Origin of the sequence: Dendronalium phyllosphericum CENA369, from assembly GCF_016056275.1 — a bacterium.
Classification (GTDB): Bacteria; Cyanobacteriota; Cyanobacteriia; order Cyanobacteriales; family Nostocaceae; genus Dendronalium; species Dendronalium phyllosphericum.
The window spans coordinates 1-24,604 of record NZ_JAECZA010000033.1 but is presented as its reverse complement, the minus strand read 5'-3'; the positions used below and the strand labels follow the sequence as shown (position 1 = coordinate 24,604).

The following is a 24,604-nucleotide window of genomic DNA, read 5'->3' as shown; positions in this document are numbered from 1 at the left end:
AGCTGTTATTTAAGCGTTATTTTCCAGAACAGCTTACACCGGATCTAAGCCCCAGCGATATCCGTTTCTACGTCTAAGGATATAAGTTTGTTTAATTTTGAGAGATTAATGAGATATTAAATTTAAAAATCAATTCAGATAGAAATTTATGGCAACCGAGCAAGAGCTTCAATCCCTTTTTAATGAATTAGATACCGATAGAGATGGCAAAGTCTCCATTAATGAGCTTTTTTTAAGTCCTGGCTTAAGTGCAATCATCTCAGCAGAAACAGGTATCACTAGCCCCCAGGAGTTGGTATTACAGTATGATTCAGACGGGGACCGTAGTATTACCTTTGAAGATTTAAAGCGAGCAGTTGAGAAAGCAAATAATTTAACCTAGCAGTCAAAAATCCAATACCAAATACCCAATACGCCAAATCCCTTTCTAGCCGACGCTAAGAGGGATTTGCAATTTCTAAGTAATTAGACTTATGGGCAAAAATGCTTTTTGCTCATAGGTGGGAAAAGGGAAAAGGAAAATACCAAACCTTTCTCCTTTTCCCAATCTCTAATCCCCAATCCCCAGTCCCTTTTACTGCGATCGCGGTTTGCGCTGGTTATGTTTGCACTGAGATTTGTGTAAACTTAGTAACACTAGCAGGTTTTCAATATGCGCGTTCAAATAGCTGTAGTTTTGATATTGGCGGTGTTGGTGTGTGGGGATCGAGAAGCGCGTGCAGATTTTCCAGCTTCTACTCAGGATGGATCTGGTAGTGTCGTATCCTGGGGGTATGCCCAATATGGTGATTACATTAGACCAACTGCGGTAGAGATACCCACAGTCAAAAATGCCCAGACTATTGACTTCTCTCAACGAATTATTAAAAATATCCGCATTGTTTTTATTAATGATAAAGGTCAGTCAGTTAATGACAAAGGTCAACTGATTGCAGGACGTACCCAGAAAAAGTTTATTATTGGTCTTTTAAAACTCAAATCTGGTCAGGTATTTCGTGAAGATACATTTCAGAAAGACTTGCAACGACTGAGAAGATTAGAGTCATTTGATGAAGTCAGAGGTTTTTTTGAAGAAGATGCTTCAGGCGTTAATATCATCTATGAAATTAAAGAGCGTCGCTTCCCCTCTTTAAATTTCGGAGGTGGTAGTAGCGAAGATATTGGGCTTTACGGTGAGGTTGGTTATAAAGATGCAAATATTAGCGGTTTAAACGATCGACTAGATTTAAAATTTCAAATAGGTGAAAAAGGTTTCCAATATAACACTCAGTTTACTAGTCCCTATCGTCGCGGAGAACCAAACCGCCTAGGTTACAGCATTAGAACTTTTCGCAGTCGAGATTTATCTCAAACCTTCAACGAAGATATTAGATTAGCGAATGGAGATAAAGTACGCGAAGGGAGAATTGGCGGTTCTGTGGCAGTTTTAGGGGCTTTGGATGACTGGGATACAGCTATAGGTTTGAACTACAGCAGAATCAGCTTGCGCGATCGCGATTATAATGTTGCACGAGTCGATAGATTAGGCAGTCCCCTTTCTGTTAGCGGTACTGGCATTGATGACTTATTTACAGTATCCTTTACTGTATCTAAAGATGAGCGCGATCGTCGTGATAATCCTACACAAGGTTCAATCCTTACGCTGAGTACCGAACAAGCAATTCCGATCGGACTGGGCAACATTTTTAGTAACCGAGTGCAGGGAAATTATATTCAATATCTGCCAGTCAGGTTGATAAGTAAAGAGCAGTCCTCTGATAACCCAGAAATGTTAGCTGTAAACTTGCAACTTGGGACAATCCTTGGAGAGTTTCCACCAGCTGATGCCTTTGAAATCGGGGGATTAAATTCTGTCAGAGGTTATGGTTCTGGGAAAGTTGCCAGTGGTCGTAGTTATGGTTTAGCTTCTGTAGAATACCGTTTCCCAATTCGTCAGTGGCTAGGAGGAGTTATCTTTACTGACTTTGCCTCAGATTTCGGGTCTGGAAAAACAGTGCTAGGAGAACCAGGCGAACTGCGAGGTAAACCAGGGAGTGGCTTTGGTTACGGCCTAGGTTTGCGAGCAAAATCGCCCATAGGGCTAATTCGTGGCGACTTGGGAATTAGCGATCGAGGTGAAGTTAGATTGGAAGTTACTACTGGTCAGCGATTTTGATAAATAGAAGTAGAGATGCGATTAATCGCGTCTTTACAAGAGTCAGTTGTCGTAGAGACGCGATTAATCGCGTCTTTACAAGAGTCAGTTGTTTTATTTCTTCTGCTCTCCCATCTCCTTATTTTTGCGTCCCCAGTCCCTTTTTTAAAGATGAAATATTGGCGTGAAACTATAGCTGTGAGCCGACGCATTTTAACCGAACTATTGCGACGCAGACGCAGCCTAATTTTTTGGTGTATTTTCCCTATCTCAGTGTTAATCCTCAGCGGATTTATTTTGGCAGAAAGAGCAAAATTATCAACGTCCGTTGCTTTTGAATTTGCTGCACCTTCAACATTAGTAGGTGCAGCATTATTTTTTAGCTGCTTGGGTGGTAGTGTGGCAACTGTAGTTGCAGAAAGAGAACAGCAAACTCTCAAACGCCTTTTTGTTTCTCCTTTGAGTGGTACATCATATTTTTTAGGAATTTTTCTTGCTCATAGCTGTATTGGTATGGGACAAACTTTATTGATTTATACCATTGCTGCGTTTTGGGGAGCCAGCTTTCAAGGTTCTATTTTGTTGGGATTGACAATTATTTTAATGAGTATTGTCGCTTACGTTGGCTTAGGCTTTATTTTAGGTACACAATTGGCTCGTCGTATCGAAGATGTCAACGCATTAGTAGCAGCTTTTGGAGTTCCCTTGTTAATTTTAGGCGGGGCATTTTTACCTGCTTCACTATTTCCGCAAACACTACTTAATATTGCCAAATTCAACCCTATTTATCACATGAATGTTGCTTTAGTAGCAGTTTCAGCGAAGGGAGAAAAGATTAGTGATATCAAATCACACTTTTGGTTTTTATTAGTTTTTGCTTTAGTAATGGTTATAGGTGGTTGGTTATCTTATCGACGGATGCTGATAGTTGAAAAGAAACTATAAAAGCCTATTTGTCAAGTAAATATTAAGTCAGGATTAGATATGTTGGTGCGTTAAGCGTTGCTTTATGAATCACCTATAACTATCTTTTTTCCGTTAACAACTAACACCAAGTTTGCACAACACGACCTTTCAATTGTTGTGCTAGCCAAGGTGTATTACTAGAAAGTGTATGTAGATTTTTGCTTTCGACTGTCCAAGTTTGCTGGGGGTCAAATAGAGTAAGTTCTGCTGGTTGATGAGGAGCGATCGCACTCATTTTCTGCCTTAAACACTCTGCTGGCTTGGTACTCAAAGCTTGCCATAATTCTAAAGCTGTAAATTCTCCAGTTTCTACAAGATACTGCCACAGCAAAGGTAACGCTAACTCTAAACCAATTGTCCCCGATGGTGCTTCAGCAAAAGCTTGGACTTTTTCTTCGTAGGTGTAAGGTGCGTGATCGATAGCGATCGCATCTACAACACCCGCACGCACCCCTGCGCGCAAAGCTACAAGATCGCTGGGATTTCCTAAAGGTGGGTCTAAATGCAAGCTAGTGTGATAACTTTTAATTGCTCTGGTATCTAGCAAAAGGTGCATCCAAGTAGTGCTGGCGGTAATCGGTAAACCAGCCGCTTTGGCTGATGCGATTAGTTCTACACTGCGCGCTGTGGAGACACGCATAATATGCACTGGTGTATTTGTGGCGGCTACCAATTCTAATAAAGCAGCGATCGCAGTTGTTTCTGCACTAGCGGGTATTGGTGGCAAACCAAAGCGTAAGGCATTTGGGCCTTCGCGCATAACTCCATTAGCTGCAAGTTGGCGATCGGAAGGATAAAATGCGATCGGTTTACCCAACGGCTGGAGATATTCCAACACTCGCTGCACTAAAGCCAAATTTTCTAAAGGCTTACCATCACTAAAACCGACAATTCCAGCAGCGGCTAAATCTGCCAATTCTGTCATCTGTTTTCCAGCAACATCTAAGGTGATAGCACCCCAGATATTCAGCAGGGGAGCGGGAGAGCGGGGGGTAAGTGAGGGAGAAAAAGTATATAAACTCTCCTGTGATTTCCACTTTTGCAACTGTGCTACAAGAGCAGGGCGATCGATTGGCGGCGATGTATTGGGTAAGATACTAACTCTGGTGAAACCGCCAGCAGCAGCAGCTTGTAACAGAGACGATAAAGTTTCCCGTTCTTCAAACCCTGGTTCGCCAGAATGGCTATACAAATCCACTAACCCAGGCCCTAGAACTAATCCCCGACAATCTCGGATTTGAGTATCGGAACCAATATTAGAAATTTGTGCCGCTACAGCTTGAATTTCACCATCAGCAATTAGCACATCAGCTAGTTGGTCTGTTTTAGAGATTGGGTCGATTACCCGTACTTCTTGTAGCAGTTCAGTCATAAAAATTTTGAGTTAGAAGTTATGAGTTATAGCAAAGTGCTGAGTGCTGAGTAAAAACCCTTTTACTTTAAGGCTTTGAGCAATCACAACTGTCCTAAAGGATGTGGCTACGGCTATAGCAGTTAGAAGTTATGAGTTATTTGCTTCTTGACTCTTAACTTAATTTCTCATTTCTCACTCTTTACTCCTCACTTTTTGACAATGCTCCTGATTCTTGACTTTACTCCTCACCCCTAACTCCTAACTCAGCACTCAGCACTCAGCACTCAGCACTTTTTTACAATGCTCCCGCTGCTGTTTTATCTAGTACGCCTCCACCCAAGTGAGCGGTGATATTCATTGCTTGCAGTACTGGTAAACCATTTAATCCAGTGGAATAGTCGATGACGCTAACTGCGCCATTACCTTGGCGGAAATTCCAGAAATTTTCTGTTGGTAAACCCAGAATATGACACAGCAAAGTTTTATTAGTAGCGTCGTGAGCCACTATTAATCCGGTTTTAAGTTGATTATTTAATGCTGTTTGCACAATTGATTGCCAAGCTGCGACGCTACGCTCCCAAACTTGCTGTAAATTTTCTCCTTCGGGCATTTGTACTGCTGCTGGCTGTGTTCGCCAACGCTGCAACTCTCCCGGAAACTCTTGCTCTATTTCTTCTTCTAATTTTCCTTCCCAGAGTCCGTGGCTGATTTCCCTTAAACCATCTTGTAATTCCAACTTGATATCGGGATGGTGTCGCAGGATAATTTCTGCCGTTTCTTTAGGACGCAGCATTGAGCTACTAACAGCAAAGTCAATTGCCACATCTTGAAGAAATTCACCTGCTTTTTGCGCCTGTTGTCTGCCATTGTCGTTGAGAGGAACGTCAATTTGTCCTTGAAATCTGGTTTGACGATTCCACTCAGTCTCTCCATGACGCACCAGTAACAATCTTACTCCCTGATGATCGGGTCGCAATGTGGGTAACGCCTCTCCCATGTGTTGCGTCTGATTCATTGACTCCAGCTGAACTGCTTCTCCCAATCCTCCGGCAAAATTCAATACAGTCAGTCCACAATTAGATTGCTGTAGGCAATGATAGCGACTTGGAGGAATCCCCAGCGCCGTGCTGATGAGAGCGCGATTAATACCGTTATGCCCAACTATGAGAATGGTTTCGCTTTGATGCTGAGGCAAAATTTCTTGCCAAAATTGCCGCGCTTGTTCGTACAAAGCGAGGACAGGAAAATGTTCTCTGGTTCCCTCTGCCTCATTTAGCAACATCCGCAGTTCGTCAGGATGTTCGTGCCAGATGCGATAGTCTTCAGCAAACTTCTGCTTGACATCAGCCGTGAGCATTGCTTCCCACAAAGGCAAGTCAATTTCCAGCAACTTCTCAGAAGTTTGGAGAACAGCATTTTTTCCAGAATGAATTGCTAGCTCATTGTGGATGATTTCGGCTGTATTTTTGGCTCGCTGGAGAGGACTGCTGTAAATTGCATTAAATAAAATATTACTGAGGGCTTTGCCGACTTTACTGGCATCGTTATGACCTTTTTCCGTTAAAACTGACACATCAGTGCGTCCTTGGATACGCCGCTCGGTGTTGTAGCTGCTTTGTCCGTGGCGCACAATGATGACACGAGCCATCCGTTTTGCCCTCCTCTATCTAAAGGACTAATTTTACTGCAATCTGTTTGCAGAATTAATCTATTAAATAGATTTGGTGTTTGTGTCAGTGGTAGAGACGCGATTAATCGCGTCTGTACAAGAGTCAGTTGTCAGAAGGCAGGAGGCAGGAGGCAGAAGTCGCAAGTCGCAAGTCGCAAGTCGCAAGTTGGAGGTCGGAAGTTATTCTCCCTCACTGCCTTATCTCCCTTGTCCCCTTTGTCTCCCTTGTCTCCCCCCGCTCCCTCTGCTCTCCTACTCCTTCCCTAAATCCAACTGCACTTGCACTCCATCGTTGCCGTTTGAAGACTGAGCCGCTGGCTGTAATAAAATCTGAGTCTCTGGCGATGATATTGTCTGGTTTAAGCGAAGCTTACTTGGAGCCGTATTTTTCTGTTCGTTATTGCTAGGGATGCTGACTGAATTTTTACTATTAAAGAATTTTGTAAAGTCATCCTGGGCTGTTCGATTACCAACCCCTTCTAAAGAATCACCAGTTAATTTATAGCTCTGTGGATTTAAGCTGTTTACTTCTGGTAATTGGGCGCGAACCGGGGTTTCTAAGGTTGCAAAAGCTGCCACAATTGTCAAAGCGGTAACAATTTTAGCGTTCATTAGTTTTATCCCAATTCTTTATTGTTGTTTGTTGTTATTCTCTAAACAAATTATTTGTGCGACTGATACTATTTAGTATGAGCTATGCTCCAAACACTATGGTATTTAAGGAAATTAGCATTGTCAATAATTTTTATCTTCCGATCGATAAAATAAATAGACAAAAGATTATTGTGGAAAAGTTGCAACCTTTCCCAAAATACAACATGAAACAAATTATTATTAAGAATAAAGTAGTTTAATTAGTATAGAACCTATCTTAATGATTAATTAATGTTAAACTAACGAATCAAAAGAGTGATTTTTAGATAATGAGGCATTAAGATAGCTGTAGATATTAAGTTATGAAATATTGACAGGCAAAATAGTCAGAGAATTATCTAAATCAATTGTGAATTGTAGTAGTAGCGATCGCAATTCCTAGTTATCCATAATTGAGTAGTGCAGTTTGGTTGTCATGTCGATAACTTCAAAGCGTAGATGCGTAGCCGCTTTTCATCAGACATCGCCTTGACAACACCATCATTTGCCCTGAGAACGCGAAACTTTGAGCTTGGAACATGACACGTCGAGTTCAGAACACGAAACACCAAGCTTTGAACTCGGAACTACTAGCTCGGAACACGACACTTCGAGTTCTGAAGATGAAACTTCGAGTTCTGAAGGCGGAAGTTAGAGTTATGAAGATGGAAGTTCGAGTTATGAAGATGGAACTTCGAGATTCAAGCTTGACTGTTGAGCCTGAGAACTTGAATTTTTATAATTTGAGGTGAAGCGATGGCTGCGGTGGGCTTCGCCTAGGTAAAGACTTACCAAATTTTCATAACATTTAGCAGTATTGGGATGATTCTCCCTTAACCGTTGCTTAAAAAAGCGATCGCAGCTGCCGTCAAATAAAAGCTAAAGTCCCCTTTTAGAGGACTCAGCTAAGATTTAAGTCCACTTTAGCGAACTGAGGCTACTAGCCCAAAACTAAACTTCTGAACGGAATTACTCACACCCTAACAGGAATATTTGCCTGCTTTACCTGCGGTCTTGCTATCATTTGCATTCCGGCTGGTGCGGCTAAAGTTAGACCGCGGCGCACCGGACGCACCGGACGTTTGTTAACCAGAGATAATTGAAACTGCGACAAAATCGTTGCCAAAGCAATTTTCATTTCATACTGAGCAAATGCCAGACCAATACAGCGACGATTTCCGCCGCCAAAAGGTAAGTATTCGTATGGCGAAAATTGCCTTTCTAAAAAGCGTTCCGGTTTAAACTGCTGGGGCTGGGGGTAAACTGCTTCGCGGTGGTGCGCTAAATAAATACTGGGGATTACTGCTGTTCCTTGCGGCAATTGATAGCCCATAATTGCAATTGGCGATTTGACAATTCGGAAGAAACCACTAAGCACAATTGGATATATCCTTAATGTCTCTTGGCAAACTGCTGTCAAATAAGGAAGTTTATTAATACTACTTGGATCTGGGTTGACACCAAGAGTATCCAATTCCTGTAGCAGTTTTTCCCGCACTTCTGGTAACTGGTCAAGCCAGTAAAAAGCCCATGTCAAAGCTGAAGCCGTAGTTTCATGCCCTGCAACCAACATTGTCATTAATTCATCGCGTAACTCTGCATCTGACATCGGCTGTCCATCAGCATAACGAGCAGAAATTAATAAACTGAGGATATCTTGGCGATGTTGCTTAGATTCAGTTCGACGTTCTTGAATCAAAGCATAAATCAATTGGTCAATTTGTTGTAGTAAGCGAGTAATTCGTCCCCAAGGACTCCACGCACCCAAATCTTTTTGCATGAAATTAAAAAAGAAAATGCTGGACATCAGGGGAGAACTCATGAAATCTAACACAGAAGTGAGTAATTGCCGCAGTTCTTGAAAAAGCGGCCCCTCATCCACACCAAATACCACCCGTAAAATCGCGCGCAACGTGATTTCTTGCATCGAAGCCCGGATTTGGAAAGGCTTGCCAATATTCCACTCATTACTTACCTGCTGAGTGATTTCTCGGATAGCTTCACCGTAAGCCCGCATCCTTTCGCCATGAAAGGGAGGCGTTAATAATTGACGTTGGCGCTGGTGGCGATCGCCATCTAGTAAAATCAGAGAATTATCGCCAAGCAAAAATTGTAAAATTCTGTTTCCCCCACCAGTATCAAAATAGCTAGGATCGGCAGTAAAAATCTGTTCTAGTGCTTGGGGATGACTAAAATACACCAGATGCACATTCCTACTCCCCCAGACAGTAAAGTTATCGCCATAGACTTTAGCGAAATCCTCCATGTACTGCACCGGCTGAGTAATAAACTTGAAAAGCCGCAGCAGACGAGGTATTTTTGGCCCATCGGGCAGACTGTGAGTTACTGTCATAAACTTTTGTCATTGATGGCTGATGAATTTTATTGTTACGAGTTTTTTTAGTTCTGACACCAAATTGACAAAGTAAGTAAGAATAAATCAAAAAAGTATGACAAATTACCTATTTTTTAGCCTTATATTACGTATATTAATTACGAATTAAGAATTACGAATTACGAATTACGAATTAGTGTATATTCATTTAGGGCAGGGTCGGTAAAGTTAAGCAGTGCCAAAAATCATCGCTATTCTCAACGGTAAAGGAGGAGTCGGCAAAACGACTACCGCAGTCAATCTGGCTGCACAGTTTGGGAAAAAGAAAAAAGTACTTCTGGTTGATGCAGATATTCAAGGTTCTGCCAGTTGGTGGGTAGGACGGAATCAGAAAGGCATGGGATTCGATCTATCTCAAGAAACAGATCCGCAACTTTTAAGTGATTTACGAAGAATAAAAGGTTACGATTTAGTAGTGGTGGATACGCCTCCGGCGCTGCAATCTGAAGCATTAGCCACAGTCGTAGCGATCGCAGATTATCTAGTTTTGCCTACACCCCCAGCAGCGATGGATTTAGCTGTCCTTGTTGAAACAGTCAAGACAGCAGTTGTTCCTGCGGGTATCCCCCATAAAGTGCTACTCACTAAAGTAGATATGCGGAGTGTAGGCGAAGCAATAGAAGCACAAAACACTCTCCAGCGGCTGGGAATTCCTGCCTGCAAAGCCTTCATTCGTGCATATAAAGCTCACGAACGAGCAGCACTAGAGGGTGTGGCGATTACTCAATGGCGAGGAAACAATGCTAATGAGGCAGAGTCAGACTACCGCCGCGTGGCTGATGAATTACAGCGTGATTGGAGGAAATAATGGTTAAGAAACGTCTCTCTGACTTATTACAAGAAGAAGCAGAAAAATTGACACCAACACAAAGCGAATCTGCGATCGAAGTTGCTGCTGTGGAAGTTGCCGAAGATACTTCAGAAGCAGAAGAATCGCCAACGCAAACACAAGAACTAACTTCTAATCGGCGTACCAATCCGACTAAGGCTGATTTAGAAGTTACTATCAAAGAATTGAAAGAAACTCTCGAACAATCGCAAAAAAACGAAAAAACTCTCCAGCAGCAAATTACCGAGCTAAAATCCGCTGCATCCGAACAAAAAGCATCGACACAGCGGCTAACCAAAGAGCTTGACGACGCTAAAAAAACAGTACTGCAACTAGCAGAAGCTAATTCCAAACTAATAGAAGAAAACAACTTGTTAAAACAAGAAAAGGAAAATAAATCTTCAACAATACAAGTAAAAGAAAATAAATCTTCATCAATACAAGTAAAAGAAAAATATAACCCTGTTGCCTACAGAAAATCACATCGCATAGCTGAAAAAATGCCAGAACAGCCAGCAGATACCAATGATGATTTTGCTAACAATACTTGGTTGTATGACTAACGTACTTCATGCAAATGATAACCGCTATAGAAATAATTGAGCGAATAGAATTCACACCACACAAACAAAGTCCAACTACTTGGACTTAACAAAATAACCCGCTTAGGCGGGTTTTGTCTATATAGCCAAGCCAGTGCGGTCTTAGGGGTTTCCACGCCACTTGACGGCAGTTGCTACCCTGCGGGAAGCCGCAGAAGCGTCTACAAGTCGGGCATTGCCCGCCCAACGCACTGCCTCCTTTATGCCGGGGAACCCGTCCACCCTACTCTTCGAGAACGACTTCGTCGAACGGCTTGGGCAGTCCCCCAGACGCTCGGTCTTCGCTAACGACGGGAACCACTCTTGTTGTGGGCTGCTTCACCGTAGTGGCTCCCCATGAGCAATTGGCGCGCGATTTCTAATCGCCAAAACTTAGGAGAAGGCAGTGCGTTGGATCGCTTCCCAGCTTGTTCGCTGTTGGGCGTAGCCATTCCCGGAGGGTAAGCGTTCCCGAAGGACAGCAATTGCCGTTCAGAAGTCAGAATTTATAGAAGGTTTGATATTACAAGTACATTCATAAATAAAGTTAGTTCCTAATTCTTCAACTATTTTGACTCCTCAATTCTGATTTCATTTATAGCCAGCAAACACAACTTTCATCGATCTAAAGGAATAAAAAAAATGGATGAGTTGCTCTCAAAAATCTGCTTTGAAAGAGCGGCTTCTGATTGAGAAAATCAATAACATACAGTTGGATAAAAGTCTAGAGTTGGGTAATTAGTCATGAACCTAGATGTAGGAAGATTTTTTCATGCATGTAACCCCAGCAAGACTCTAGTGGTAAGCAAAGCGGAGGATCGACAATATTATATTGATTTCTCCTCGGTGCGTGGTGGCAAGATTATTGAAGAATTAGAAAGAACCATAACGCGTCTGTCACCTAACGATCCTACCTGTCAACTATTTACAGGACATATTGGATGTGGCAAGTCCACTGAGTTACTGCGCTTAAAAGCAGAGTTAGAAAAGCAGAGATTTCATGTGGTTTATTTTGAGTCTAGCCATAATCTAGACATGGCAGATGTTGACGTTACAGACATTTTAATGAGCGTAGCGCAGGAAGTAAGTCAAAGTCTAGAAGCAACAAAAATACACCTTAAACCAGGATATTTTCAAAATCTGTTTGCTGAAATTGCCGATTTTTTACAAACACCTATCGAACTTGGGGTAGAGGGTCAATTATCTGTAGGTATTGCCAAAATTACTGCCAAAACTAAAGATAGTCCTAAACTTCGCAGTCAATTGCGGCAATATTTAGAACCGCGGACCACTAGCATTTTAAAATTAATCAATACAGAACTGTTTAATCCTGCCAAAGAACGACTACAACTGCAAGGAAAAAAAGGACTGGTGGTAATTGTCGATAATCTCGACCGAGTTGATAATTCTTTGAAACCTTCGGGTTATTATCAGCCAGAATATCTTTTTGTCGAACGTGGAGAACAGTTAAACCAGCTGAATTGTCATCTAGTTTATACAATTCCTTTAGTCTTAATTTTTTCCAATGCTTTAGGAAGACTAACAAATCGATTTGGGGTAGACCCTAAAGTATTGCCAATGGTTCCCGTCAACTTACGGGACGGTTCTGAATGCCAAGAAGGAATTAAACTGTTGCAACAGATGGTAATGGCGAGGGCTTTTCCTGGTATTAACTGGGAAGAAAGTCGTCATTTAATTACTCAAGTTTTTGACAGTCCAGAAACTTTAGATCGATTGTGTCTAGTTAGTGGTGGTCATATGCGAAACTTACTGATGCTGTTGTTTCGCAGTCTACAAAAAGAAGATCCGCCACTGTCACGTCAATGTTTAGAAAGTGTTATTAAACAACGTCGGAATGAGCTAACTTTAGCTATTACTCCTGAAGAATGGCAATTACTGCTTGAAGTGGCGCAAAACAAAACGTTTCGAGGTCAAGAAAAATACGAAGTTTTACTCCGCAGTATGTTTGTATTTGAATATCGGGATGAGGATGGTTCTTGGTTTGATATCAATCCGATTTTGAGAGAAGCGAGAGAATTTATGTTATGAATAAACAGCATCAACGAAAAGATGCGAGCGTTGACAACAAACAATCTTTGCAAACTCTGGTTCGGGCAATTAGACTATCTCAAGGTCAATTTTCGCTGATCTTGTTGCGTTGTAATTATGGAAGTTTGCAAAAATACATCATGCAACAATTGCAAGAACTATTTCCAATTACAATTCGAGAAATTCACTTACCTGCTTCTGTCAAAACTCTCTATACAAGCATTTTGACAGAACTGAGAGACGAACAACCAAATGCATTGATGGTTTTTGGATTGGATGCAGTGGAAGAACTCGATACGGTTCTTACCGCAGCAAATCAAGTAAGGGAAGAGTTTAGCAAGCAATTACCCTTTCCGTTGCTGCTGTGGGTTAATGACCAAGTTCTGCAAAAGTTTATCAGATTAGCAACTGACTTAGAAAATTGGGCAACTATTATTGAGTTTGTGTTAGTTACTGATGAATTAATCAGCTTTTTACAGCAAAAAACTGATGAAATATTTGCTGATGATGCCAATCTAAATCCACAAATTTGCCGAGAACTAGAAACTGCTCATAAAGATTTGCAAAGGTGTGGAACAGTATTAGATCCAGCATTGCAAGCTAGTCTAGAGTTTGTACTGGGGTTGAAAGAATACTTACACGATCGCATAGAGCCTGCTTTAGAATACTATCAGTCAAGTTTGAGTTTTTGGCAAGAAAATCATTATTTAGAACGACAAGGAATTTTACTACTACATATTGCATTAGCATATTACCGCAAGGCTGAACAAAATTGGCTAGAAAACCGCTGTTATTGGGAAAAAAGTAGACATTATCTTCAGCAATCTATCGATATATTTAACCAAGCACGCCGTTTAGATTTAGTTGCTCGTTATATTAGTAAATTAGGTGAAGTTTTGCGATTCTTAAAAGCATGGGATGAATTATACAACCTTACCCAGAATGCTTTGAAACTGCACCAAAATTTTGTTAATCCGCTGCAAATAGCTCAAGATTACGGCTTTTTGGCAGAGGTCATGCTCCAGCGATCGCATTATTTAGAAGCCAATCAACTGGCTCAAAAAGCACTGACAATTTTATCTCATACTCCCAATTTACAACCATATGAATGGGGTTTATATAGATTAATTTTAGCCAAATCAGAACAAGGTCTAGGTCAAGTGTCACAAGCTATTTTGAATTTAAAAATAGCGAGAGAAGAAAGTAATCCTCAATACAATCCGCAACTGTATATCTCTATTTTAGAAAAGTTGCGATCGCTTTACTTTCAACAAGGTGAATATCAAAAAGCTTTTAAAATTAAGCAAGAGCAAATCCGCACCGAACATCAGTATGGTTTTCGAGCTTTCATTGGTGCAACTTATTTAAATCCCCAGAAACAGGCAATTAATCCCGCACTCACGCAAGTGAATCAACATGAGACAATTGCCCAAGAAATTGCTGTTTCCGGTCGGCAACAAGATGTCAAGCGGTTAATGACTAGAATTAGTAGTACCGAACATAAACTAATTGTAATTCATGGTCAATCAGGAGTCGGGAAAAGTTCGATTTTAAATGCAGGTTTAATACCTGCGTTGCAAAAGCAAGCAATTGGCGAGCGAGATGCTTTACCTGTAACTCCATTGCGAGTTTATACAGATTGGATAGGGATATTGGGTCAGTCTTTAGCAGATGCTTTTGAACAAGTAAAAGGCTGTAAATTGCCTGTTAATCTAGATTCCGAAGCAGCTGTTATCGAAGAATTGCGAAAAAATGCCGACCGCAATCTATTAACCGTTTTATGTTTTGACCAATTTGAAGAGTTCTTCTTCGTGTATACAGACAAAAGCCATAGGCGGCAATTTTATGAATTTTTGCGTGTCTGCTTAGATATTCCTTTTGTAAAAGTTATTTTGTCTTTAAGAGAAGATTATTTACATTATTTATTGGAATGCGATCGCCTGGCAAATTTCACTGTAACTAACAACAATATTCTCGATAAAAATATTCGTTATGAATTGGGCAACTTTTCTCCAGAAGATGCCAAGGTAGTGATTGAAGTTTTAAATCAAAAAACCCACTCTCACTTAGAGCCAGCCTTAATTGATAAATTAGTAGATGATTTAGCAGGGGAATCTGGAGAAGTACGTCCTATTGAGTTGCAAATTGTAGGAATGCAATTACAAACTGCTAAAATTACAACTCTCCAAGAATATCGCCAGTTTGGTACTAAAGAAAAACTCGTCGAGCAATTTTTAGAAGCAGCAATCAAAGACTGCGGAACTCCCAATGAACGTGCTGCCAGATTAGTTTTATATTTACTGACAGATGAAACTGGTACTCGTCCTCAAAAAACTCGCGCTGAATTGGCAGCAGATTTAGCAGCAGAAACTGACAAAATAGATTTAGTGTTAGAAATTTTTGTGAACTCAGGACTAGTATTGCTGTTGCCAGAAGTTCCTGCTGACCGCTATCAATTAGTTCATGATTATCTAGTATCGTTTATTCGCCAACAACAGGGTTTTCAACTATTAACAGAACTGAGAAAAGAGCAAGAGCAACGAAGGCAAGCCCAAGAGCAATTAAATTATATTCTCAAGTGGGCACTGGTTGTTTCAATTTTAGCAGTACTAGGATTACTTTGGCTGACAGGGCGAGCGGAATCTGAAAAGCAACGAGCAGAAAAATCTCAAGTCGGTCAAAGCGATGCCCTTACTCACCAAGCAGATTTACTTTTTCAGCAAGGGAAAGAGTTTGATGCCCTAATCGTCAGTTTAAAGGCGGGAATACCACTAAAACGTTTGGCTAATGTAGAAGATGATACCCAGTTACGAGTAGAAGGGGCACTGCAACAAGCAATTGATTGGCTGAAGGAGCGCGATCGCTTGGAGGGACATAGCGGTAGGGTTCTTAGCGTCAGTTTCAGCCCCAATGGTCAAATCTTGGCTTCTAGTAGTGCTGACAAGACCATCAAACTCTGGGATGTCGCCACAGCAAAGGAAATAAACTGCTTTAAGGGCCATAACGGTTATGTGAGGAGTGTTAAGTTCAGCCCGGATGGCAAAACCTTAGCTTCCGGCAGTGATGACAAGACTATCAAACTCTGGAATGTCTTTAGGACAAAGAAAATATCTATCCTCAAAGGGCACAGTGATAAAGTCTATCGCATCAGTTTTAGTCCTGACAGCAAAACCTTGGCTTCCAGCAGTTTTGATCGGACCATCAAACTCTGGAATGTTGCCACAGCAAAGGAAATACGCACCTTTAGAGGCCATAGCGGTAAGGTCTACGGCATTAGTTTTAGCCCCAACGGTAAAACCTTGGCTTCCGGCAGTGATGACAAGACTATCAAACTTTGGGATGTCGCCACGGGAAAGGAACTACGTACCCTTAAAGATCGCAGTGGTGAAATTTATAGCGTTAGTTTCAGCCCCGACGGCAAAACTTTGGCTTCTAGCAGTTTTGACAACACAATCAAACTCTGGGATGTTGCCACAGGAAAAGCAATCCGTTCCTTCAAAGGACATAGCGATTATGTTACGAGCGTCAGTTTCAGCCCTGACGGTAAAACTTTAGCTTCCAGCAGCTTTGACCAAAGCATCAAACTTTGGGACATCGCTACAGCCAAGCCAATACAAAACCTTGAGGAGCATAGTGGTGAGGTCCATAGCGTCACTTTCAGCCCCAATGGCAAAACTTTAGCTTCTAGCAGTGCTGACAACACCGTTAAACTTTGGGATGTCACTACAGGAAGGGCATTACACAACCTTGACAAGCATAGCGGTGAAGTCTATGGCGTCAGTTTCAGCCCCGACGGCAAAACTTTAGCTTCTAGTAGTGCGGACAACACCGTTAAACTCTGGAATGTTACTACAGGAAAGGAAATACGCACTCTTAAGGGTCATAGTAATTATGTGATGAGCGTCAGTTTCAGCCCCGACGGCAAAACTTTAGCTTCCGGCAGTTTTGACCGCATAGTAATTTTGCAAAAAGATTGGAATCAAAATCTCAATGAACTAGTAGTGCGCGGCTGCAAATTGGCGAGGAATTATCTACATTACAATCCCAAAGAGAGTAAGAGCCGTAACCTCTGCGATGACTGATGATTACTGTCAATAACTTCGAGCAAGACAATTTATTTTGGGGCGTTGCATATTTGCGGAATTATTTAGCAAGTAATTTATCCCACTGTTCTGCAATCCCATTTTTTGGAATTCTCGGATAGTTTTATTCTCCACTAATGGACAGAATTTGTTTGATAACGATCGCAAATGCAACTGCAATCATCACCAACAGTGTCACTTTACCACCAGGGACGAGTGGTTGACTCATACTATTTAAGTGTTGGCGTTGCTTCCAAGTCATCAGTGCTGGAATGATACCTCCTAAAACTGAGATACTGAAAGTGCCAACGTAATCTAAAGCAGTTAAGAAAATGTTGGGATTAATTATCCCCACGCTTACCGAAGGTAACAGAACAAGTGAATAAAGCGGCAAGCGACTAGAAGATTCATCCTTTGCAACTAAGGAAATATCTTTAAAGAAATCCAACAACCCATATACAAATCCGATGAATGATGTGGCGATCGCAAACTCGGAGAATATAGTAACTAGCACTCCTAACCATTCTCCGGCAACACCCGCTCGTAAAACTTGCAACGGATCGAAAACAATTTTGCGATCGACTGTCTGTATGACATCAGGACTGACGCTTCCCAAAACTACAGCATTCCACGCCAAGAACATAATTAAGGGAATCAGAGAACCAATAACAATCGATTGACGAATTTTGCGCCTATCTCCTTCTAGCTGAGTCACAACTACTGGCACAACATTATGGTAAAACAGCGCTACAAACATTACCGATGCAGCACTTCCTAGCGCACTCCAGTCCTGAAATGAAAACTGCACGCTTTTTACTTGCCCTACTCCTAGCAACAATAGTCCCAAGAACGAGGCAATGACAATTGCCACAAAAACGTTATTTAATTTCTCAACAAATTTTTCGCGCCCCAAATACATCATGCCGCCAAATAGCAACGTGAAAGTCACTGTCCCTACCCATGCAGGCAGAACGTTTTGCATACCCCATTTGCTCAATACAGATACTAAAATCTCACCACCTTGGGTAATATATGCTACAAGCAAGGCGTAATGCAAAAACAAATAAGCACCGCCAGCAATTCGCGCTCCCACAAACCCAAGTGTGTTTTCTACCATTGCTAACAAGCCTACACTCACACGCCCCTCTAGACGCATTGCATTCAAACTCGCTTCCGCAATCAACAAAGCTGAGACTAGAGCGTAGAGCCAAACAGCAATCAGCAGCACTGTCGATGGTACAACACCAGATGGCAAAGTCACGGCAGGTAATGCCAGAATCCCTGCACCTACTGTCGTACCTACAAGCAATGCAGTACTTCCGATGACACTACCTGGTTGATGGCTGAACTTATTGCCATCAAGTTCGAGGTGAGAAAACAATCGAGTAACTTCTTGTTTGCGCGGCTTAAAAACAGTATTTATAAAGGTCATGTTGATATATCGCTCGCACCACAAAATAATATGTTAATTTATGTAACTAAATCCTAGCAAAAACTCTTAATCCCAAATAATCAGAATTTAGCTGTATTGATGACTGTGACAGGAAAAAACTGTTTTCTGGGAAAATTTAAGCATTAGGCAACTGAGGCTGATAAAATACTAGTTGTAGTTTGTATTTGCGCTAAAAGGCGTATATACACTCATGTTATTGAAGCGATCGCTTGCTTGTGGTTAGGTCGAGCGATCGCCTTTTCGAGCTTTAGAGTTAATGGTGTGAGGGGGTAGCCACCACAACCCCTTTTGCATTTCTAGAAATACAATTTTTTTAATTGATTCCTGTGGCTAGGGGTTAATTGGGGCGATCGCTAATACGGAACTGCGATCGCTTCTTATATTTTTTAAGAATAAGGAATTAAACAAACTTCTTCCTCTTTCCCTTTACAGCTCTTACCGAGTCATCAGTCAACATTATTACTAGATTCTTTTTTTACCTTCCACCCTGTAGGAATGCTAGAATCCTCAGGTAGACAGTTAGGATACCTCGATGCCAGTTGTAGCTAACTCAATAAAATTTGGTACAGACGGCTGGCGGGGCGTTATTGGTGATGAGTTCACCTTTGAACGCCTAGCCTTGGTTGCGCCAGTCGCCGCAAAAGTATTATATGATACATATTTTTCTACAGTTGGAAGCCGGACAATTGTTGTCGGTTACGATCGCCGATTTATGGCAGAAGACTTTGCTCGTGCTGTGGCTGATGCTGTCACCGCTGTCGGATTTGATGTTTTACTCAGTGAAACTTATGCCCCAACACCTGCTTTTAGTTGGGCTGCAAAACAACTCAACGCTTTGGGAGCGTTGGTAATCACAGCAAGTCATAATCCTGGTGCATATTTAGGATTAAAAGTCAAAGGATATTTTGGTGGTTCGGTTTCGCCAGAAGTTACAAAAGAAATAGAAGCGCTGTTGTTGGATGGAGTACCACCAGCCGCTACCCCAGGCAAACAAGAAAAGTTCGATCCCTGGCCTAGTTACACTCAAGCACTAGAAAAAAAAATTAATATTACTAAGATTCGGGAGGCGATCGCAGGTGACAAACTGACAGTATTTGTCGATGTCATGCACGGTGCTGCGGCTGGCGGATTGGCGAAACTATTGGGGAATCGCGTTCAAGAAATCAACAGCAATCGCGATCCTCTATTTGAAGGTGGCGCGCCAGAACCCCTGCCAAAATATCTTTCTCGTCTATTCAACGTGATTCAAACTCACCGAGAAACCGATAAATCGGGTTTAGCTGTAGGTTTGGTATTCGATGGAGACTGCGATCGCATTGCTGCGGTAGATGGAGAAGCCAATTTTTTGAGTTCTCAAGTGTTAATCCCGATATTAATCGACCACTTAACTCGACGGCGCAGCTTTAAAGGTGAGATAGTCAAAACTGTTAGCGGTTCTGACTTGATTCCTCTTGTCGCAAAATTGCATAACCTGTCTATTTTTGAAACACCTGTTGGGTATAAATACATTGCCGACAGAATGCTAGCAGCAGAAGTATTGCTGGGTGGTGAAGAATCCGGAGGAATTGGTTATGGTAGCCATATTCCCGAACGCGATGCACTTTTGTCAGCATTGTATGTGCTAGAGGCGATCGTCGAATCTGGTTTGGATTTAGGTGAGTATTATCGCCACTTACAACAACAAACAGGATTTAACTCCGCATACGATCGCATTGATTTACCCTTAGCCAGTATGGAAGTGCGATCGCGTCTTTTGCAACAACTGCAAACCCAACCCTTAACCGAAATTGCCGGCAAAGCAGTCATTGATTGTCAGACCATCGACGGTTATAAATTCCGCCTAGCTGACAACAGCTGGCTAATGATTCGGTTTAGCGGAACCGAACCAGTTTTACGCCTTTATTGTGAAGCCCCGACACTTGAGCAAGTGCATCAAACTCTTGCTTGGGCGAAACAGTGGGCAGAATAATGAGTGCTGAGTGCTGAGGAGCCACTGCGTTGCGGGGGTTCCCCCCGTTGTAGCAAGTGGCGTTGCTGAGTGCTGAGTTTGGTAAATTAGTTATTAGTCAGTTGTCAGTGGTCAGTAGTAACTGACAACTAACGTGTAATGTGAATTGAGTAATGAAATCCTTGTAACTTCGTCAATGGTTCCAAAACCAAGATTTTTAACAAGTCTTGAAACCCTTATGGAACAAGAGACTTTTTTAATTCACATTAGGCGTAACTAACAACTGACAACTAACAACTGACAACTGACACATGACCAAACTACTTGTAGTCGCAACAAGCAATCCAGGTAAGTTGCGAGAAATGCAAGCTTATCTAGAAAATTCTGGCTGTGAATTGACTCTCAAACCTGAAGAATTGGAAATTGAAGAGACAGGCGATACCTTTTTTGCTAATGCCTGTCTCAAAGCTTCCCAAATTGCTCAAGCAACGGCAAGTTGGGCAATTGCTGATGATTCTGGCTTGCAAGTGGATGCCCTGAATGGTGTGCCAGGGGTTTATTCGGCACGTTACGGCAAAACTGACTCAGAACGTATTGCTAGGCTGTTGCGGGAATTGGGTAACGCAGACAATCGGCAAGCACAATTTGTCTGTGTAGTAGCGATCGCCCGTCCTGATGGTACAATTGCTCTACAATCAGAAGGTATTTGTCGTGGTGAAATCCTCTATGAACCACGCGGTAATGGCGGTTTCGGCTACGATCCAATTTTTTATGTTCCAGAAAAGCAATTGACCTTTGCTGAGATGACACCACAGTTGAAAAGATCGATTAGCCATCGAGGCAAGGCTTTTACAGCTTTACTCCCACAACTGAGTACAGTTTCGTAATCCGTAATCATTAGGAGTGCAAGTTATTGCACTCATGCTCAGATTTAATATTAGTTTTATACCAATTCTCTAGCATCCGGCAACATATTTACACCCCGAAACTGAGATATATCTAGAATTTGTTAATTAGGAATTACGAATTGGTATTACATCTTTGTATTTTGTATAAAATCCCAAATCTAAAATCTAAAATTTCAAATGACACCTGAAGAAATTGCCGCTACGCTGACAGAATTATTCGGTGCAGCCTCTGTTCAAGCAATGGCCCCTGGTTCGTGGCAAGTAGATACTTCTAGTTTTCGACTATTAGTACTGCTTTCTGATGATAATTCTTGGCTGCGAATTTTATTACCGATAGTACCAATCCAACAAGCCCAAGAGTTTTTAGCACAGTTTTTAGAAGCTAACTTTGATGAGACTCAGGAAGTACGCTACGCTTTTTATGAAAACGTAATTTGGGGGGTATTTCAACACAATAATAGCACTTTGGAAAATGCAGATTTTGTCAGTGCGATCGCTCGACTTGTGTCTTTACATGAAGCGGGTTTAGATAACGTTTTTAATCGACTGATTGAAAGCCGCATTCGGCAAATTATCCAGGCTGCAAAACAGCAAGGACAATCTCTTGAGGCTACTATGCAAAGCTTAGAACGCTATTATGCAGAAGGATTGATGGGAGAAATCGACCAAACTTCAGACGCTAGAGAAGAAGTGTTAGCAGCTTGGCAACGTCAGTTGGAACGCTTATGGAATGAAGTAAATATCAATCCTCAATAATATTCATATCTGCACTTGTCTAGATATTACACCAATTTTCACATACGTCTATTCATTATGGATATTATTGAAATCCTCAAAGCAGACTATCAAAGATTTCCAGTTAATCAAACGTACAGCATTTACGCTCCAGACGTTTATTTTCAAGATCCATTAAATAAATTTCGTGGTGTTGAACGTTACAAACAGATGATTAATTTCATCAAAACTTGGTTTATAAATCCCAAAATGGATTTGCACAACATTCAACGTTTGGGAGACACAATTAAAACCGAGTGGACGCTCAACTGGAATACACCCCTACCTTGGAAACCACGTATCTCCATTCCTGGTTGGAGTGAATTAGGTCTCAACTCAGATAATTTAATTATTTCCCATATTGATTATTGGAACTGTTCGCGTTTAGATGTACTCAAACAACATTTTTTCTTTAAATAGTTGCTGACGAAAATATAGAAAAAGTAAGGATGCATCTTTATTGGGGAAGGTGGGGTTCCCTCTGGGGATAAGGGGCGAGGGAAAATAACAAACCTTTCCCCCTTTTCCTACTTCTGCAAGAAGTCTACTTTACCAATTGAGCAGCAGAATTAAAAAATTGACGATATAACCCTTTAGTTACTAAGACTGTTGTCAATAAGTTGGCAAAAGCGACCATAAAGATAATTAAAATTTCATAAGAGACAGCATTAAGGGGTTTAACTCCTGCTAATAACTGTCCAGCAGTAATTGCTGGTAGGGTAGCCATACCTACAAGCATCATTTGATTTAAAGTGGGAATTAATGCTGCTCTAATGGCTTCTTTGCGATACTGGCTAACTGCTTGCTGGGGAGTTGCACCTAAGCTTAAGTGTGTTTCTATTTCTACAGGCAGAGTGTTAAGAGTGCTAACGAGACGTTCTCCCGCGATCGCAGCGGCATTCATTGCATTACCTAATAATATTCCTGTTAAAGGAATCACATATCGCGGTTCGTACAATCTATCTGGTTGAATTATCAAAAAGTTAGTATAAAGCACTGTCAAAGCAGTACTCACTAAAATTGCTCCCCATACCAAAGGCAATACATAGGGAATTTTTTGACCGATCCGATTTCGTGCGACAATCGCCGTAATCGTCAGCATGATTGCTAGAATCGCCAAAACCGCCCAAGGATTGTCCAAAGCAAAGATGAAGTCTAAAACGTATCCTAATACAAGTAGTTGGAGAATAGCTCTCCCGGTAGCGATCGCTAAATTCAACTCTAGCCCTAATTTTTCCCAGGCAGATAAACCAATGGCGATCGCCATCAATCCTACAGCAATAGCCAAATCAACTAAATCTAGTTTGATTAAATCCTGCATGAGTTTTCTATCTCCGGGAATTTTATTATCAGTTCGCCGTGTACTTGGTATTCAATAAAGAATGAAAATATCTTTTTTCTATTTCCCATCTTCAAGGTAAAACAGCTGACACATTTGGAACTTTAATTCAAAGTGTTGGCTCTTGGTTGATATGCCTACCTTTTTGGCCAACCAATGCTATCCTTAAGCATAAAATAATCTCAGTAATAACCCTCTTTGATGCGTATCCAGGGCGACAGCTATTTAAATGCTTTTTTATGAATACTTCAAATCAGCAAAAATCGACTGTCGAAGGGCATCCTTTGTATCTTCAGATAAAATCAAAACACATGATCCAAAGTGTAAATTCCGTTCCAGCTTTTGATATCAAGCAACAATACGAAACTATCGAAGCAGAAGTGAGTGCAGCCGTTTTAGAGGTTTTAGCTTCTGGACGGTATATTGGTGGCCCTTTAGTTGAAAGCTTTGAGCAACAGTTTGCTGCCTATCATGGCGTAACTCATTGTATAGCTTGTAACTCTGGTACAGATGCGCTTTTCTTGGCGTTACGAGCTTTAGAAATTGGTGTTGGTGATGAAGTAATCACTACACCTTTTACCTTTGTAGCAACGGCTGAAGTAATTAGCGCCGTAGGTGCAAAGCCGATTTTTGTTGATATAGAAAATACTACGTTTAATATTGATTTGCAGCAAGTAGCCGCAGCCATTACACCCAAAACCAAAGCAATTATCCCAGTGCATCTATTTGGCCAGCCTGTGGATATGACAGCACTAATGGCGATCGCTCAATCTCACAATTTAGCAGTAATTGAAGATTGCGCTCAATCCACAGGTGCAACTTGGGGCGATGCAAAAGTTGGTAGCATCGGACATATTGGTTGCTTTAGTTTTTACCCTACCAAGAATTTGGGTGGTTGCGGCGATGGCGGGGCAATTACAACTAACGATGCGGCGATCGCTGCTAAACTGCGAGTACTAAAGGAACACGGACAGAAAAATCGCTATTATTACGAGGAAGTTGGTGTAAATAGCCGCTTGGATGCTCTACAAGCGGCTATTTTGCAAATTAAGCTGCGTCATCTCGATACTTGGAATAATCAACGACGAGCGATCGCAACTTATTATCAGCAATTTCTCAGCCAAGTTCCTGGTATTATCGCACCTCAAGAGGTAGCTGGAGGTCTGAGCGTTTGGAATCAATATACCATTCGCATCTCAAGTCAAGGTCGCAATGGTTCTAGCAATACATACCGTGACACTGTGCGGAGTCAATTACAAGAACGGGGAGTCAGTACAATGGTTTACTACCCGCATCCATTACATTTGCAGCCAGTTTATCAACATCTCGGCTATCAACCAGGACAATTGCCAGTAGTAGAACAAGCTTGTCATGAAGTCTTATCATTGCCCATGTTCCCAGAACTGGCACAACCACAGCAAGACCAAGTGATTTACGCACTGAAAGATTGTTTGGCGTAAAAGGGATTGGGGATTGGGGATTGGGGATTG

General features: G+C 41.6%; 18 protein-coding genes. 12 read left to right on the top strand and 6 right to left on the bottom strand.

What is annotated here, in order from left to right; genetic code table 11:
- The first annotated feature begins 148 nt into the window (after positions 1–148).
- The 3 genes from I8752_RS10600 (at position 149) to I8752_RS10590 (ending at position 3,079) form a co-directional block, all read left to right on the top strand.
- Positions 149–382 (top strand): EF-hand domain-containing protein, encoded by a 234-nt coding sequence (locus tag I8752_RS10600; RefSeq protein ID WP_214432276.1) that lies wholly within the window; start codon positions 149–151, stop codon positions 380–382.
- Between the two features lie 270 nt (positions 383–652).
- Entirely contained in the window at positions 653–2,155 is a 1,503-nt protein-coding gene (locus tag I8752_RS10595) for a BamA/TamA family outer membrane protein (RefSeq protein WP_214432275.1), read from the top strand.
- Between the two features lie 150 nt (positions 2,156–2,305).
- Positions 2,306–3,079 carry an ABC transporter permease gene (locus I8752_RS10590; protein ID WP_214432274.1) on the top strand — a complete coding sequence of 258 codons (774 nt, stop codon included), beginning with the start codon at positions 2,306–2,308 and terminating at the stop codon, positions 3,077–3,079.
- A 100-nt stretch (positions 3,080–3,179) separates the two neighbouring features.
- Here I8752_RS10590 and I8752_RS10585 read toward each other — a convergent pair whose 3' ends face one another.
- The 4 genes from I8752_RS10585 to I8752_RS10570 all read right to left on the bottom strand — a co-directional run bounded on the left by I8752_RS10585 (position 3,180) and on the right by I8752_RS10570 (position 9,109).
- Positions 3,180–4,472: a dihydroorotase gene (locus tag I8752_RS10585; protein WP_214432273.1), complete on the bottom strand. Its 1,293-nt coding sequence runs from the start codon at positions 4,470–4,472 to the stop codon at positions 3,180–3,182.
- A gap of 277 nt (positions 4,473–4,749) precedes the next feature.
- On the bottom strand, positions 4,750–6,102 hold the full coding sequence (locus I8752_RS10580) for a histidine phosphatase family protein (protein WP_214432272.1): 1,353 nt from the start codon (positions 6,100–6,102) through the stop codon (positions 4,750–4,752).
- A 273-nt stretch (positions 6,103–6,375) separates the two neighbouring features.
- Positions 6,376–6,735, bottom strand: coding sequence for a hypothetical protein (locus tag I8752_RS10575; RefSeq protein WP_214432271.1), 360 nt, complete (start codon positions 6,733–6,735; stop codon positions 6,376–6,378).
- A 994-nt stretch (positions 6,736–7,729) separates the two neighbouring features.
- Entirely contained in the window at positions 7,730–9,109 is a 1,380-nt protein-coding gene (locus I8752_RS10570) for a cytochrome P450 (protein WP_214432270.1), read from the bottom strand.
- 217 nt (positions 9,110–9,326) lie between these two features.
- On the opposite strand from I8752_RS10570, the gene I8752_RS10565 reads away from it, so the two are divergent.
- From I8752_RS10565 to I8752_RS10550, 4 genes are all read left to right on the top strand, one after another.
- Positions 9,327–9,959, top strand: a complete 633-nt coding sequence (locus tag I8752_RS10565) for an AAA family ATPase (RefSeq protein WP_214432269.1) — start codon at positions 9,327–9,329, stop codon at positions 9,957–9,959.
- Entirely contained in the window at positions 9,959–10,543 is a 585-nt protein-coding gene (locus I8752_RS10560) for a hypothetical protein (RefSeq protein WP_214432268.1), read from the top strand. Before I8752_RS10565 ends, I8752_RS10560 begins: the two co-directional genes overlap by 1 nt.
- Positions 10,544–11,305: 762 nt before the next feature.
- A complete protein-coding gene (locus I8752_RS10555) occupies positions 11,306–12,610 on the top strand; it encodes a P-loop NTPase fold protein (protein WP_214432267.1) in 1,305 nt (434 codons plus the stop codon).
- Positions 12,607–16,692, top strand: a complete 4,086-nt coding sequence (locus tag I8752_RS10550; RefSeq protein WP_214432266.1) for a WD40 domain-containing protein — start codon at positions 12,607–12,609, stop codon at positions 16,690–16,692. The genes I8752_RS10555 and I8752_RS10550 overlap by 4 nt, the downstream gene beginning before the upstream one ends.
- 124 nt (positions 16,693–16,816) lie before the next feature.
- Here I8752_RS10550 and I8752_RS10545 read toward each other — a convergent pair whose 3' ends face one another.
- Positions 16,817–18,124, bottom strand: coding sequence for an amino acid permease (locus tag I8752_RS10545; protein WP_214432265.1), 1,308 nt, complete (start codon positions 18,122–18,124; stop codon positions 16,817–16,819).
- 553 nt (positions 18,125–18,677) lie between these two features.
- On the opposite strand from I8752_RS10545, the gene I8752_RS10540 reads away from it, so the two are divergent.
- The 4 genes from I8752_RS10540 (at position 18,678) to I8752_RS10525 (ending at position 22,195) form a co-directional block, all read left to right on the top strand.
- Positions 18,678–20,114 carry a phosphoglucomutase/phosphomannomutase family protein gene (locus tag I8752_RS10540; RefSeq protein ID WP_214432264.1) on the top strand — a complete coding sequence of 479 codons (1,437 nt, stop codon included), beginning with the start codon at positions 18,678–18,680 and terminating at the stop codon, positions 20,112–20,114.
- A gap of 290 nt (positions 20,115–20,404) precedes the next feature.
- On the top strand, positions 20,405–20,980 hold the full coding sequence (rdgB, locus tag I8752_RS10535) for an RdgB/HAM1 family non-canonical purine NTP pyrophosphatase (protein ID WP_214432263.1): 576 nt from the start codon (positions 20,405–20,407) through the stop codon (positions 20,978–20,980).
- Positions 20,981–21,178: 198 nt separating this feature from the next.
- Positions 21,179–21,757 (top strand): hypothetical protein, encoded by a 579-nt coding sequence (locus tag I8752_RS10530; protein ID WP_214432262.1) that lies wholly within the window; start codon positions 21,179–21,181, stop codon positions 21,755–21,757.
- A 57-nt stretch (positions 21,758–21,814) separates the two neighbouring features.
- A complete protein-coding gene (locus I8752_RS10525) occupies positions 21,815–22,195 on the top strand; it encodes a DUF2358 domain-containing protein (RefSeq protein WP_214432261.1) in 381 nt (126 codons plus the stop codon).
- Between the two features lie 124 nt (positions 22,196–22,319).
- Here the strand turns inward: I8752_RS10525 and I8752_RS10520 are convergent, their stop codons facing one another.
- Entirely contained in the window at positions 22,320–23,096 is a 777-nt protein-coding gene (locus I8752_RS10520) for an ABC transporter permease (RefSeq protein WP_214432260.1), read from the bottom strand.
- Between the two features lie 329 nt (positions 23,097–23,425).
- Here I8752_RS10520 and I8752_RS10515 point away from each other — a divergent pair, with 329 nt between their 5' ends.
- Positions 23,426–24,574 carry a DegT/DnrJ/EryC1/StrS family aminotransferase gene (locus tag I8752_RS10515; RefSeq protein WP_214432290.1) on the top strand — a complete coding sequence of 383 codons (1,149 nt, stop codon included), beginning with the start codon at positions 23,426–23,428 and terminating at the stop codon, positions 24,572–24,574.
- Positions 24,575–24,604: the final 30 nt, after the last annotated feature.